The 13,832-nt window shown below is 61.6% G+C and carries 12 protein-coding genes; 9 read left to right on the top strand and 3 right to left on the bottom strand.

The window, feature by feature from the left end; translation table 11 throughout:
* The 4 genes from EN749_RS01690 to EN749_RS01675 all read left to right on the top strand — a co-directional run.
* On the top strand, positions 1–609 hold a 609-nt coding region (locus tag EN749_RS01690), incomplete at its 5' end, for an ATP phosphoribosyltransferase regulatory subunit (RefSeq protein ID WP_189367297.1).
* Positions 606–1,304, top strand: a complete 699-nt coding sequence (gene hisG / locus EN749_RS01685; protein WP_127272183.1) for an ATP phosphoribosyltransferase — start codon at positions 606–608, stop codon at positions 1,302–1,304. The genes EN749_RS01690 and hisG, both read left to right, overlap by 4 nt.
* Before the next feature lie 331 nt (positions 1,305–1,635).
* Positions 1,636–3,408: an AMP-binding protein gene (locus EN749_RS01680; protein WP_127807758.1), complete on the top strand. Its 1,773-nt coding sequence runs from the start codon at positions 1,636–1,638 to the stop codon at positions 3,406–3,408.
* A gap of 69 nt (positions 3,409–3,477) precedes the next feature.
* Positions 3,478–4,581 (top strand): calcium:proton antiporter, encoded by a 1,104-nt coding sequence (locus tag EN749_RS01675; RefSeq protein ID WP_128362440.1) that lies wholly within the window; start codon positions 3,478–3,480, stop codon positions 4,579–4,581.
* A gap of 22 nt (positions 4,582–4,603) precedes the next feature.
* On the opposite strand, the gene EN749_RS01670 is transcribed toward EN749_RS01675, so the two are convergent.
* Both EN749_RS01670 and EN749_RS01665 read right to left on the bottom strand, forming a co-directional pair.
* Positions 4,604–4,972 (bottom strand): LysR family transcriptional regulator, encoded by a 369-nt coding sequence (locus EN749_RS01670; protein WP_128362439.1) that lies wholly within the window; start codon positions 4,970–4,972, stop codon positions 4,604–4,606.
* Between the two features lie 316 nt (positions 4,973–5,288).
* Complete coding sequence (locus EN749_RS01665) at positions 5,289–6,929, bottom strand: sulfatase-like hydrolase/transferase (protein WP_128362442.1); 1,641 nt, start codon at positions 6,927–6,929, stop codon at positions 5,289–5,291.
* 229 nt (positions 6,930–7,158) lie between these two features.
* Between EN749_RS01665 and EN749_RS01660 the strand changes: the two genes are divergently transcribed.
* The gene (locus tag EN749_RS01660) at positions 7,159–8,163 is read left to right on the top strand and encodes an acyltransferase (protein WP_128362438.1); all 1,005 of its coding nucleotides are present in this window, start codon (positions 7,159–7,161) and stop codon (positions 8,161–8,163) included.
* A gap of 336 nt (positions 8,164–8,499) precedes the next feature.
* Here EN749_RS01660 and EN749_RS01655 read toward each other — a convergent pair whose 3' ends face one another.
* Positions 8,500–9,177 (bottom strand): MIP family channel protein, encoded by a 678-nt coding sequence (locus EN749_RS01655; protein ID WP_013530368.1) that lies wholly within the window; start codon positions 9,175–9,177, stop codon positions 8,500–8,502.
* A 182-nt stretch (positions 9,178–9,359) separates the two neighbouring features.
* Here EN749_RS01655 and EN749_RS01650 point away from each other — a divergent pair, with 182 nt between their 5' ends.
* The 4 genes from EN749_RS01650 (at position 9,360) to guaA (ending at position 13,662) form a co-directional block, all read left to right on the top strand.
* Positions 9,360–10,649, top strand: coding sequence for an RsmB/NOP family class I SAM-dependent RNA methyltransferase (locus EN749_RS01650; protein ID WP_128362437.1), 1,290 nt, complete (start codon positions 9,360–9,362; stop codon positions 10,647–10,649).
* 126 nt (positions 10,650–10,775) lie between these two features.
* Entirely contained in the window at positions 10,776–11,234 is a 459-nt protein-coding gene (locus tag EN749_RS01640) for a PaaI family thioesterase (RefSeq protein WP_013530371.1), read from the top strand.
* A gap of 141 nt (positions 11,235–11,375) precedes the next feature.
* A complete protein-coding gene (locus EN749_RS01635) occupies positions 11,376–12,044 on the top strand; it encodes a 5'-methylthioadenosine/S-adenosylhomocysteine nucleosidase (RefSeq protein WP_128289552.1) in 669 nt (222 codons plus the stop codon).
* A 55-nt stretch (positions 12,045–12,099) separates the two neighbouring features.
* On the top strand, positions 12,100–13,662 hold the full coding sequence (gene guaA / locus EN749_RS01630) for a glutamine-hydrolyzing GMP synthase (protein ID WP_023809008.1): 1,563 nt from the start codon (positions 12,100–12,102) through the stop codon (positions 13,660–13,662).
* The last annotated feature ends 170 nt before the right edge of the window (positions 13,663–13,832 follow it).

The raw sequence follows: 13,832 nt of genomic DNA, 5'->3' as shown, positions 1-13,832 counted from the left end.
CCGATGCTTGAGGCGGCTCTCGCCGATCTCGCCAACCCGCCGCGCAACAGCCAGCTCTCCGGTCCAGTCGCCGCCCTCGTCCTCGACGGTGATCTGGACGGTCTTTCCGCCCATATCGCCAGCGGCATGGAAGAGGCGGGCCTGTCGGCGTCCGCCGGACGCGCGCCGTCCGACATTGCCCGGCGGCTGATCGAGAAAGCCGAGTTGCGCAGCGTTCGGTTGTCGAGCGAGGCCTTTTCCGCGCTGAAGGATTTTCTGGCGATCGACGTGCCGCTCAATAGCGCGGCCCAGGCACTGGAGACCTTCGCCACCGGCGCCGGGCTGTCGCTCGATGTTGCGCTGGAAAAGTTCGCTGCCCGCGCCAAGGCGATCGAAGCGCATGGCTTGCCGGCCGAAAAAATCCGCTATGACGCCGCCTTCGGTCGCCCGCTCGATTACTACACCGGCCTGGTTTTCGAAATCGCGGCCGACAATGGCGACAGGCCGCTGGTCGGCGGCGGCCGCTATGACCGACTGCTGACCTTGCTTGGCGCGAAGACGCCTATCCCCGGCGTCGGCTTTTCTGTCTGGCTCGATCGCATCGAGGCATTGCGGGAGACGGCCCCATGATCACGCTGGCAATCCCGTCGAAAGGCCGACTGAAAGAACAGGCGCTGGAAGTACTGGCCAAAGCCGGCCTCGCCGTCAGCCTGCCCGGCGACGAGCGCAAATACCACGCCCGCGTCGAGGGTCTGGATGATGTCGAAGTGGTGTTCCTGTCGGCTTCCGAAATATCAGGCGAGATCGGCCAGGGCGCCGTCGATCTCGGCATCACCGGCGAGGATCTGGTGCGTGAAAACCTCGCCGATTGGGAAAGCCGCGCCGAAATCGTCGCCCGTCTCGGCTTCGGCAATGCCGATGTGGTGGTGGCTGTGCCGGACATCTGGCTCGACGTCGACACCATGGCCGATCTCGACGACGTCGCCGCCGATTTCCGCCAGCGCCATGGCCGGCGGCTGCGCATTGCCACCAAATACTGGCGGCTGACCCAGCAATTCTTCTCGCAGAAGCACGGCATCCAGGTCTATCGCATCGTCGAAAGCCTCGGCGCTACCGAAGGCGCGCCGGCGGCCGGTCTGGCCGATGTCATCGTCGACATCACAACCACCGGCTCGACGCTGCGCGCCAATCATCTCAAGGTGCTGGGCGACGGCCTCGTCCTGCGCTCGCAGGCCTGTCTGGTGGCGTCGAAGAAGACACGGGCGGCGGCCGATGAAGCGGTCCTGCGCGACATCGCGGCGAAGATGGCGGCTGCGGTCGGATAGGAATTATTTCCTTGACCGGTGAGGGCAGCTATGCTACATTTTTGCCCATGGTGCTGATTTGCGCCGGTGACCCGCCGCCCAGGCGGGTTTTTTCGTTTTGGCGCGCTTCGTCAGCCAACGCGAAGCTCCGGAGCATCGTTGACCGGATCGTTGCCCTGCCTCGACTATCGGCGGGATTTCCTCCACTCCGGCAGGCTGATAGGCTCGGCTAATGCATGTCGCCCAAAGTGATCTCGGTTTTGGGAGAACGACATGCATAAAAGCAAGGACCTAGAACGCGTCGCATGATTCTGTTTCAGCGCGAGGCACTTAGTCCCGGGAGGAGAGAGCGATGCCGGTCAATCTCGACGAGCTGAAGAACGCCAGCAATTTGCGTGGACCCGGAGCGCGCGCTGGCGGTGTCTTCGTCGCACCCGTCGACAACAGGGCGCATGTCTCTGGAGAACGCAGCGTGCCGCTGCTCGACAAGACCATCCCCGCGCTGTTTTCCGACACCGTCAGCAAATACGGCACGCTCGACGCCGCTGTCTTCGTCGATCAGGACAAGCGCTTCACCTGGAGCGAACTGTCGGACACGGTGGACGCGCTGGCTGCCGGCTTCCTGGCACTGGGGTTGGCAAAGGGCGATCGCGTCGGCATCTGGTCGCCCAACCGCTGGGAATGGCTGGTGACGCAGTTCGCCACCGCCCGCATCGGCCTGATCCTGGTCAACATCAACCCCGCCTATCGGTTGACCGAGCTCGACTATGCGCTGAACAAGGTCGGCTGCAAGGCGCTGGTCACCGCTGCCAAGTTCAAGACGTCAGACTATCTCGGCATGATCGAGACGCTGGCACCCGAGATCGCGAAGGCCACGCCGGGCAAGCTCAAGGCGCAAAAACTGCCGGCGTTGAAGATCGTCATCCGCATGGGTGATGAGAATTCGCCCGGCATGTTCAATTTCGGCGACGTGCTGGCCATGGCCGGGCGTGACGAGCATGACAGCCTCGACCGCATCTCGGAGAAGCTGAAGCCGGGCGAGGCCATCAACATCCAGTTCACCTCAGGCACCACGGGAGCCCCCAAGGGCGCGACGCTGACCCACAACAACATCATCAACAACGGCAATTTCGTCACTTCGGCGATCAAGCTGACCGTCGACGACCGGCTGTGCATCCCGGTGCCGCTTTACCACTGCTTCGGCATGTCGATGGGCACGATGGGTTGCGTCTCGAAAGGCGCCACCATGGTTTTCCCGGGAGAAGGGTTCGACGCCGGCGCCACGCTGAAGGCAGTGGCTCAGGAACGCTGCACCGGGCTCTACGGCGTGCCGACCATGTTCGTCGCCCTGTTGGATCATCCGGATTTTTCCGCCTTCGATCTCTCCAGCCTGCGCACCGGCATCATGGCCGGCTCGCCATGCCCGATCGAGGTGATGAAGAAGGTGGTGTCGCTGATGCATATGGAACAGGTGACCATCGCCTACGGCATGACCGAGACCAGCCCGGTGTCGTTCCAGAGCGGCGTCGACGACCCCTTGGAAAAGCGCGTCTCGACCGTCGGGCGCATTCACCCCCATGTCGAGGTCAAGGCGGTCGATGCCGATGGCGCTACCGTTGCGGTCGGCGTACCGGGTGAGCTTTGCACGCGCGGTTATTCGGTGATGAACGGTTACTGGGACGACGACGACAAGACCCGCGAGGCGGTCGACAGCGACGGCTGGATGCACACCGGCGACCTCGCCACCATCGACGCCGAGGGCTATTGCAACATCGTCGGCCGGGTCAAGGACATGGTCATCCGCGGCGGCGAGAACGTCTATCCCAGGGAGGTGGAGGAATTCCTCTACCGCCATCCAAAGGTCAAGGAGGTGCAGGTGTTCGGCATTCCCGACGCCAAATATGGCGAGGAGCTGTGCGCCTGGATCGTACTCAAGCCCGGCCAGATTGCCACCGAGCAGGAGGTCAAGAACTTCTGCGCCGGCCAGATCGCCCACTACAAGATCCCGCGCCACATACGCTTTCGCACCGAATTGCCGATGACGGTGACCGGCAAGCCGCAGAAGTTTTTGATGCGCGAGGCGATGGTGGAGGAGCTGGGGTTGGTGACGCAGAAGACGGCGTGAACGGGTGAACGCTTCGATCTGTCGGTGCGCGAATGCAGCCACGGTTCGCAGCAGCGCGCAGGGGCTTGCATGAGCGGTTTCGGACGTTCGGTGACTTCGTATGCGATGCCGCTGGCCGCCTTGGTGATGGCTGTCGCCGTCAGAGCCGGCGGGCTGTCGGCAGACGAAGGTTCGCTGAGCGCCAGGATACTCGTCGGAGCGCTTTCGAGTGCGATTATGTTCACCACCATTTTCGTGGTGCTCGAGCACGCCGAGGCGGTGGCTCGGCGTGTAGGAGAGCCCTACGGCACATTGGTGCTGACTTTTGCCGTCACGGCAATCGAGGTGTCGATCATCGTTTCCATGATGCTGCATGGAGAGAACAACCCGACGCTTGCACGTGAGTCCGTCTTTTCAACGGTGATGATTGCATCCACCGGCGTCGTCGGCACGTGTCTCGCGCTTGGCGGCTGGCGTCATCGCAAGCAGGCCATCGTGCGGCAGGGGACCAGCGCCTATCTGGCGGTTCTGATCGCACTGACCATCATGACGCTTATTTTGCCGACCTACACCCAGACCACGGATCCCGGCACGTTTTCGGCGGCCCAACTTGGTTTCGTCAGCGTCCTCTCGGTGCTGCTTTATGCAAGCTTCGTGTTCGCGCAGACCGTCCGCCACCGGGAAGACTTTATCGAAGGGAAGGCCCAGGGCGTTTCGCTGCGGACTGCCCCTCACGAGAACATCTCTGCCAGCGCTCTGTTGCTGATGGCCGGCCTGATCGGAATTGTCATGCTCGCCGAGCAGGTCGCGGCAAGCGTCGAAGATACGCTCGTTGCCTACCAGGTGACCCAGGCAGACAGCATTGTGGGGGCAATGATCGCCGGGCTGGTGTTGATGCCGGAGGCCATTTCGGCGGTGCGCGCTTCACTCAACAATGAGCTGCAACGCGGTTTGAATGTCGCGATGGGTTCTGCTTGCGCCACAATTGGTTTGACCATACCGGCGGTCGCAGCCGCCAGCCTGCTGACGGGAAGAGGGTTAACCCTGGGGCTTCCAGCGACTGACACAGTGCTTTTGATTTTAGCGCTCTTCATATGCAATGTGAGTTTTAGCACTGAAAGAACAACATTCTTGACGGGCGCTGTCCATATCGTGGTATTTCTTACATATATATTTCTTATATTTGTACCATGAAAACTTTGGCCCAGGCTGGTAATTAGATGCGGCACGAGGCAGCCGCCAACGGACTGCTTGGGTTCATCAGCCTGGAAGCCGACAGCGAGCTGCAGACGACCGCCCTTTGCCTGAGATGACGTTTCCGCTTCCGCGCCGAATTGCCGGTGACGGTGACCGGCAAGCCGCTGAAGTTCCTAGGAGCGTGAGGCGTCGGGATCATTCCCCGTCCAGACGCCGCCGTTGTGAAGAGGGGGTAGTTCAGCAATTGACGCAGACGCGTCAGGCGGGCCGACAAGGCCGATTGGGTAATGTTCAATCTCGACGCCGCATGGGTGACGTTCTGGTGCTTCAACAGCGCGTCGAGTGTCAGCGGCAAGCCAATGTCGAAATCCGATAGCCGTTTTGTCAATGGGACCTCGAACCAGCAGGGGGACCTCGAAACAGCAGGCGCTATTCAATCGGTAGCAATCTCTAGCACGGTTCCGGAGACTGAAGGACATGCGGCTCCAGTCAATCCTGCAATGGCTTCGAAGTTCCTTTCCCGCCCGGTCAGGTTACTGAGGTGACGGCAATCGGGACGGCTGGTCCGGGTAGCCTTGACGACAACAAGACCCGCGAGGGGATGATGCCGACGGCTGGATGCACATCGTGGAACGTCCGGTTTCAATACGGGGAGCACTAAGAGGCGAACCGATGTCGAGTGCTCAGCCGGCATGTGCTTCGCATTAGCGAGGTTCAGCCTCGGACGCCGCAGCCGTCCGTGCCGGCTTCAGTTGCCAGAATGATCTGACGAGAACATCGTCGGCATAGATCGCGTCATCGAATTGGGACTGCCCAAGCGCTTGGACCATTGTCGGTCGATCCCCGAGCAGCGAGACGCCAAATGCAGCCTTGCCATTCGGGAGCGGCACGCCTAGAGCGTCCAAAATAGTCGGGAATATATCGACCACGCTCGAAAGTCCGGTATATGTGCGGGGGCGAATGCCATCGCCCGACAGGGAGAAAAAGTTGCGTCTTTCAAACCTGTTCAACTGATCCGTCACCGTGCTCGGCGCGCTGAGGTGATCGCTTTGCAGCACCAGAACGGTATTCGCCATCAGCCCTTCTGCCTCGGCTTTGTGAATGAAGTCCGCGATGAGCATGTTCGTGCATTTGACGGCATGGAGAATATTGGGGGCTTGCGGAGAAAGTCCGGTCTTGCCGATGCATTTGTCCGTCAGATAGCCGTCCATCGCGTGCCCACCACTGACGGCGATCGTCAGCGCGATCGGTTTGCCGTCTCGCTGCGCGCGCCGCAAAATGTCGAAACTCATATCCAGAACCTGGGCGTCGCTGGCGCCAAAAGTGCTGCCAGACCCGGCGACGGCAGCGACGACTTCCGATCCCCCAAAAAGCGATGAGTAGCCATGGGTGGCATAGAATGCCCCCTGACCGGTGAAGCCGAGTGGCCAACCGGAAACGAAGCTCTGCCGATAGCCCCGCGACTTCAGGACGTCGCCCAAGCAGGTCAAGCCTGGCAGGAACTGCGAATTCTCCTCCAGATACTCGCGGGTTGTGAAATACGACATCAGCAGCGGCGTTCCACAATTCGCGGCGACCATGCCCGCGATGGAATTGTTGGTGTAGGCCAGCTGCACCATGTTGGTCGCTGAGAGGCTACGCCTGTCGAACTCGAGCAGCGGACCCATGACATCGCCAAACGTCGCCTCGTTCATGTAGGTGCGTTCGGCGCTCTCGATGAAGATATGTATGAGGTTCTTCGGCACGGCGGTCACGGACGCCCCCGCGGCCGGTTTCGTCAACGAGGTAATATCGACGAAGTGCTTGGACAGGAAATCATGCAGCGGGTTGAGATGGACCGCCGCCGCGATCGGGCGCGTCAGCATCGGGTTTGCCGCCAGGAAGAACGCCATCAGGGCGACGTCTAATCTCCTTGTCAGTGTGCCGCGCGCCTTTAGCGCGCCGAGACCGAGAAGCACGACCAAGATGACCAGTATCGTGTTTCCGGTGTTCATCAAACATTCAAGAACGACGCCGGGGGTAAGAACCCCGGCACCGACATGCATGAACATCGCGGCCCAATCGAAATAGCCGAAAACGCTTTCAAGATAGACATAGAAAAGAAACAGGAAGCAGGGGATGAGCGATAGATAGATGCTGAACCACCTGCGTCTTGGCTGATCTGTCTTGGCGCCTTGCTGACAATCCAGCAACAGAAGCGCCCACAGAGCGCAAAGGCCAAGGATGACAAGCAGCCTTTTCTCCGAGAGATTGATTAGCGATACGAGCCAGGTGAGCGAGCCCACCGTCGCGGCGCTAACCAATGATGCGATTGGCCTGGAAGAAACCGCAGGAATTCCGCGCATGCCTTGCACTCGAACGGTGATGTCCGAAGTGAATATCGAGAACCATTTAAAACTATACTAAGGAGATGCAGAAAATTTTTCCTCATTGAACGATCTGTTAAGTTAGAAAAAGCTAATGTCGTAGGGCGAAAGCAACCTGCCTTTTAGGGTGCCGGACAGCCATAGAAGGCTGGTCCGCCGTGATGTTCTAAGGTAGGATTAAAGTCTTCTTGGCGGGAGTAATGCTTGAGTGATACGAAATCCGGCTTTAGACGGCGTCAGGGCACTCGCCGCGATGCTGGTTGTCGTGCATCACTCCCAGAGCCCATGGATGCCTGGCGGCTTCATCGGCGTTGACATCTTCTTTGTCTTGAGCGGATTTTTGATCACGTCGCTCTTGATGCGAGAGGCCGACGGTACGGGCACCATCGCGATCGGAGCGTTTCTGCTGCGCCGCTCAGTTAGGCTGATGCCGCCCCTTGTTATGTTGCTTGCCGCAGCCCTGATAATCGGGCCGCTATTCTGGCCGGACGTCCCTATTGGGCTGATCGTCGCTATCTCGATTCTGTATCTCGCGGACTATGTAAGTGCGCTCCATGGCGTCATTCCCCTGCTTGGTCACACATGGTCGCTTGCGGTCGAGGAGCATTTCTACCTGATCTGGCCGATGGCGGTGCTGGGGCTGGCAAAGCTCGCCCAAAGGTCAAGGATCAAGGCGCTTGCGATAGCGTTCGTCGTGGCAACGCTTTGGCGGCTGGGCAATGCTTATCACTACACCGAGTTCGAGATGACTGCTTTCCGTTTCGACACTCGGCTCTCTGGTCTGCTGTTGGGCGCATTAGTGTCTGTTTCGGGCATCAGCCTCAAGGGTCGGCACGCCAATATCGTAGGGCTGTCGTCTTTGGGTGCGCTTGTGGTTCTTGCGTTCGTGGCAACACAAGAGCCTGTATCGACCGCCTATCTGCAACCGCTTATCGACATGGCGTCGGCCGGCCTCGTCGTGTCACTGCTCAACAATGAAACGATGATAGCCCGTGCTTTTGCATGGAGGCCGATCGTCTATATCGGCATCATCTCGTATTCGGTCTATCTATGGCACTATCCGATTTCCAGAGCGGCGTTGATGTACACCAACGACTGGCGCATGGTCCTTGTCGTGACGCTTGTACTTTCGCTTGCGATCGCCGCACTGTCTTGGACCTTCGTCGAAAAGCCGTTTCAGTCATGGCGGCGAAATCGCTTCGCAATGGTCTAATCCGGCTTATCCGTCGCCCTACGCAAATGCGGCTTCAACACCTGAAAATCCGGAGCTTCACTTCCGCGATCACGGAACAGCACATACACGACTGCAACCGAGCATCCGAGCAAGCTCAGCGCCCGTCTACGGTCCCAATCAATCTGTGGCACAATGGCCGGTTTCAGGAAATGGCAAAGCTGGTCGCAACGTCAGCGATGCTGCACAAAGTTGCCATCTAAGGCCGAGCCTATTTAAGTCGTCATTGGGGAATAGAAGACTTGGCGGTGCCATTATGCCAAGCACGAAGGCGCGGGCCATGGCCCGCGCCTTTTCATATTCAGCCTTCCAAAGAGCTCAGTCCTTCTCGAAGATGCGCGCCTTGGCGACGACGCCGGCAATCGCGCCGCCGATCAGCGGTGCAACGATGAACAGCCAGAGCTGGCCGATCGCCGCGGTTCCCGAAAACAGCGCCGGGCCGATCGAGCGGGCCGGGTTGAGCGACGTGCCGGTCACCGGGATGATGGCGAAGTGCAATCCTGCCAGCGTCAGGCCGATGACCAGTCCGGCGAACGCCGTCGAGTGCTTTTCAGCCGTGACGCCAAGGATCACGGTGACGAAGGTGAAGGTGCCGATCACTTCCCACAGGAATGCCGAGCTGACACCCCATTTCGTCACATCCCAGCCATTGGCGCCGAAGCCGGTGGTGTGTCCGCCAACCTGGCCGGAAACGATGATCCACAACGCCAGCGAAGCAAGGACGCCGCCGATGACCTGCGCGATCCAGTAGGGGATCACGTCCTTGGCCGGCAGCCGGCCGGCAAGGAAGACGCCGAGCGTCACCGCCGGATTGAGATGCGCGCCCGAAATGGGGCCGATCGCATAAGCCGCCGCGATGAGGCCGATGCCGAACGCCAGACCGATGCCTTCCTGGCCGAGCGGCAGCGCGCCGCCGAAGCCGCCCGTCACCACAGAAGCCGTACCGATGAACACCAATAGAAATGTGCCTAGAACTTCCGCCAGATAAGTCTTCATTGCCCTCTCCTCGTGTCGATCCGCCGGTCCACCTTTTGCGCGCCGCGAATCACAACCGGAAGAGTATTCGCAACCAGAAAAGTTGGAAAGCAGAGCGGTTGTGCGGGCCGACCTGCTTGTGCGCGCCGGTTGCGCGCTCTAGAGCAGGGCCGGAATATTTTTCTGCGTGACGGAACAAGACCATGCGACTGGGCGGACGGCTGGCTGCGGCCATCGAAGTGCTGGAAGACATCGGCCGACGCCACCGGCCGGTGGCGGACGCGCTGAAGGATTGGGGCCTGTCGCATCGCTTCGCCGGCGGCGGCGACCGTGCGGCGATCGGCAACATCGTCTATGACGCCTTGCGCCACAAGCGTTCCGCCGGCTGGCTGCTGGGGCAGGACACGCCGCGCGCCATCGGCTTCGGCGCGCTGCTGCTCGAATGGCGCCAGACGGCACAATCGCTCAACGAGGCGCTCGATGGCGACAAGTTCGCACCGCCGCTGCTGACCGCCGCCGAGCTTCAGGCCATCGCCGAACGCCGGCTTGACGATGCGCCGGCCGCGGTGCGGGCGGATGTTCCGGACTGGTGCGCGCCGCTTTTCGAGCGAGCCTTTGGCTCGACCTGGGCCGACGAGGGCGCCGCGCTGGCAACGCGCCCGCCGCTCGACCTCAGGGTCAACACCCTGCAGGCCAACCGCGACAAGGTGCTGGCCGAACTGACGGGAACCGGCGCGAAACCCTCGGCAATCGCGCCACACGGCATCCGCATCCCGCCGATCGACGGCGACGGCCGGCACCCGAACGTGCAGGCCGAGCCGGCTTTCCAGAAGGGCTGGTTCGAGGTCCAGGACGAAGGCTCGCAGATCGCGGCCGCCCTTGCCGGGGCCGAAGCCGGCATGCAGGTGCTGGATTTTTGCGCCGGCGCCGGCGGCAAGACGCTGGCACTGTCGGCTTCGATGGAAAATCGCGGCCAGATCTTTGCCCATGATGCCGAAAAAGCACGGCTGGCGCCCATCTTCGACCGCATCCGCCGCTCTGAAAACCGCAATGTCCAGATCGTCACCAAGCCGGCCGAACTCGCGCCGCTCGGCAACCACATGGACATCGTGCTGGTCGACGCGCCTTGCACCGGCAGCGGCACCTGGCGGCGCCGTCCCGATGCCAAATGGCGGCTGACGCAAAGGCAGCTCGATGCACGCAAGGGCGAGCAGTCGGCGATCCTCGATGCGGCCAAAGCCTATGTCAAACCAGGCGGCCTGCTGGTCTACATCACCTGCTCGGTGTTTGATGAGGAAAACGGTGAGCAGATCGCGGCCTTTCGGGACCGTAACGGCGGCTTTGTTCCCGTCGACCACCGCCAGCTCTGGGACAGCCGTTTTCCCGGCCATGAGGCAGCCGCACGCATCGGCGCCAGAGGCGACATCTCGCTGTCGCCGGCGCTCAGCGGCACCGATGGGTTTTATCTCTGTGCGTTACGCAGATCGGCCTGAATCCTATTCCTGACGGATGCGTGGCGCCGGCCGGCAGGCCAGGTCGATTGTGCAGTGCAGCAAAAGCATTTGCCTGCCGTCCCTGCCTCTGCAATAAGCTTATCCGCGTAAAGGAAGGCAGCGGCAATGGCAGCAAAGATCGTACCCGCCCCGGACTATGAGGATCGCGTCAGGACCTCCTTCGCGCGTCAGAAGGCGATGGCCACGATCGGCGCCGAACTGACGCTGGTGACGCCGGGTATCATCGAGATCGAGATGCCCTATTCGGCGGCATTGACCCAGCAGCACGGCTTCCTCCATGCCGGTGTCATTTCGACGGCGCTGGACTCGGCCTGCGGCTATGCCGCCTTTTCGCTGATGCCGGAAAACTCCGGCGTGCTGACCATCGAGTTCAAGGTCAACCTCCTGGCGCCGGGCAGGGGCGAGCGCTTCCTGTTCCGCGGCTCGGTGACCAAGCCAGGCCGCACCATCATCGTCGCCGACGGCCAGGCCTACGCCTTTGCCGCCGACGGCGAGGCCAAGCTGATCGCCACCATGACCGGCACCATGATGACGGTGGTTGGCCGCGATGGGATTGAAGGGTGAGTGGCCGGTTCGCCGCAGGCGAATTCATCGTGCCGGTGGCACGATGAAAGGCCACGAACGCCGGGAGCTGCCGGAGGCAGCGGGTCCCGGCGAGCGGCGGTGCAGATAAGCAGATGATCGGGCGGAGAGGAATAAATCATCATGGCCGATAAAATCTCCCGCCTGTCGGGCAAGGACGTCCTCTTCGTCATGGCGGCGCAGGCCGAATACGGCCCGCACCTCAAGCAGCTGTTCACGCCGCTGATGACCGGTGTCGGTCCGGTCGAGGCCGGCGTCAGGCTGGGTGCTGAACTCTCCTGGCTGAAATCGCAAAAAGCACTGCCGGATCTCGTTGTTTCGCTCGGTTCAGCCGGCAGCCGGACGCTGCAGCAGACGGAAATCTACCAGGCGGTTTCGGTCAGCTACCGTGACATCGACGCTTCGCCGCTCGGCTTCGAGAAGGGCGCCACCCCCTTCCTCGACCTGCCGGTAACCGTGCCATTGCCCTTCAAGATACCGGACATCAAGCAGGCGACCCTGTCGACCGGCGGCGCGATCATCACTGGCGCGGCCTATGATGCTGTTGCCGCCGACATGGTCGACATGGAGACCTTCGCCTGCCTGCGCGCCTGCCAGTTGTTCGACATTCCGCTGATCGGTCTGCGCGGCATTTCCGACGGGGCGGCGGATCTCAGGCATGTCGGCGACTGGACCGAATATCTTGAAGTCATCGACGAGAAGCTGGCGGACGCCGTCATGCGGCTCGAACGGGCGATCGGCGACGGCGCCCTCCGGACGGGACCATCCCATGAAGATGCCAGACCAGCCTGAAAGTCGGGCCACGCAACCCATTGCGTCGACTCGTTTCTTTCTCTAAACGCTCGCCATGAAAACAGCCAATCATCCCGACACCGTCCTGATTGTCGATTTCGGCAGCCAGTTCACCCAGCTCATCGCCCGCCGCATCCGCGAGGCCGGCGTGTTTTCCGAGATCGTGCCGTTCCAGTCGGCCGAAGCGGCATTCAAGCGTATCAATCCGAAGGCCGTCATTCTGTCCGGCGGTCCGGCTTCGACCGGCGATATCGGCAGCCCGCGCGCGCCGCAGATCGTCTTCGATTCCGGCGTGCCGGTGCTTGGCATCTGTTACGGCCAGATGGCCATGTGCGTGCAGATGGGCGGCGTCGCCGAAAGCTCCGACCATCGCGAGTTCGGCCGCGCCTTCGTCGAGATCCAAAAGGACAGCCCGCTGTTCGAGGGCCTGTGGGCGCCCGGCCAGCGCCACCAGGTGTGGATGAGCCATGGCGACCGCGTCATCTCCTTGCCCAAGGGCTTCGAAGTGTTCGGCAAGTCCGAGGGCTCGCCCTTCGCCATCTTCGGCAACATCGAGCGCAAGATGTACGGCATCATGTTCCATCCCGAGGTGGTGCATACGCCCGACGGCGCCCGGCTGCTCAGGAATTTCGTCCACAACATCGCCGGCATCGAGGGCGACTGGACCATGCGCGCCTACCGCGAGCACGCGGTCGAGACGATCCGCAAGCAGGTCGGCAAGGGCAAGGTCATCTGCGCGCTGTCGGGCGGCGTCGATTCTTCCGTTGCGGCGCTGTTGATCCACGAAGCGGTCGGCGACCAGCTGACCTGCATCCTTGTCGACCACGGCCTGATGCGCAAGGACGAGGCCGCGGGCGTGGTGGCGATGTTCCGCGAGCACTACAATTTGCCGCTCATTCTGGTGAACGCGTCGGACCGTTTCATCGACGCCCTCGAGGGCGAGTCGGACCCGGAGAAAAAACGCAAGACCATCGGCCGGCTGTTCATCGAGGTGTTCGAGGAAGAGGCCAAGAAACTCGGCGGCGCCGAATTCCTGGCGCAAGGCACGCTCTATCCCGACGTCATTGAAAGCGTCTCCTTCACCGGCGGCCCGTCGGTGACGATCAAGTCACACCACAATGTCGGCGGCCTGCCCGCGCGCATGAACATGCAGCTGGTCGAGCCGCTGCGCGAACTGTTCAAGGACGAGGTGAGGGCGCTCGGCAAGGAGCTCGGCCTGCCCGAAAGCTTTATCGGCCGCCATCCATTCCCCGGCCCAGGCCTCGCCATCCGCTGCCCAGGCGGGATCACCCGCGAAAAGCTGGAGATCCTGCGCGAGGCCGATGCCATCTATCTCGACGAGATCCGCAAGGCCGGCCTGTACGACGCCATCTGGCAGGCCTTTGCCGTGCTGCTGCCGGTGCAGACGGTCGGCGTGATGGGCGACGGCCGCACCTACGAGTTCGTCTGCGCGCTGCGTGCCGTCACCTCGGTCGACGGCATGACGGCGGATTTCTACCACTACGACATGGCCTTCCTCGGCGCCGCCGCCACCCGCATCATCAACGAAGTCCGCGGCATCAACCGTGTCGTCTACGACGTGACGTCGAAGCCGCCGGGAACAATCGAGTGGGAGTGAGGGTACAAACGGCGGCAATAGCGTAGTTTCGGCGGCGAATTTCGCCGTCGCGCAATGTTGTTGCAGTCCGTACCTTACTCCGCAGAGCTGGCGTTCTCCGTTTCTGCCTCGGTGGTTCGATCTGCGCCCAGTTTCCGGATGATGTAAAATCGCTTTAGAGGGCGGGAGTG

Origin of the sequence: Mesorhizobium sp. M7A.F.Ca.ET.027.02.1.1 (assembly GCF_004022985.1) — a bacterium.
In the GTDB taxonomy this organism is placed as follows: Bacteria; Pseudomonadota; Alphaproteobacteria; order Rhizobiales; family Rhizobiaceae; genus Mesorhizobium.
Note: the sequence above shows the minus strand (reverse complement) of the source record. Positions and strands in the feature narration are given on the sequence as shown.

Bases quoted from the DNA above. Each gene is read 5' to 3' on its own strand.
- EN749_RS01635 (WP_128289552.1), top strand. From the start codon at position 11,376: ATGGCCGATAAAATCTCCCGCCTGTCGGGCAAGGACGTCCTCTTCGTC.
- EN749_RS01675 (WP_128362440.1), top strand. From the start codon at position 3,478: ATGAGCGGTTTCGGACGTTCGGTGACTTCGTATGCGATGCCGCTGGCC.
- guaA (WP_023809008.1), top strand. From the start codon at position 12,100: ATGAAAACAGCCAATCATCCCGACACCGTCCTGATTGTCGATTTCGGC.
- hisG (WP_127272183.1), top strand. From the start codon at position 606: ATGATCACGCTGGCAATCCCGTCGAAAGGCCGACTGAAAGAACAGGCG.
- EN749_RS01640 (WP_013530371.1), top strand. From the start codon at position 10,776: ATGGCAGCAAAGATCGTACCCGCCCCGGACTATGAGGATCGCGTCAGG.
- EN749_RS01655 (WP_013530368.1), bottom strand. From the start codon at position 9,177: ATGAAGACTTATCTGGCGGAAGTTCTAGGCACATTTCTATTGGTGTTC.
- EN749_RS01650 (WP_128362437.1), top strand. From the start codon at position 9,360: ATGCGACTGGGCGGACGGCTGGCTGCGGCCATCGAAGTGCTGGAAGAC.
- EN749_RS01665 (WP_128362442.1), bottom strand. From the start codon at position 6,929: ATGCGCGGAATTCCTGCGGTTTCTTCCAGGCCAATCGCATCATTGGTT.
- EN749_RS01680 (WP_127807758.1), top strand. From the start codon at position 1,636: ATGCCGGTCAATCTCGACGAGCTGAAGAACGCCAGCAATTTGCGTGGA.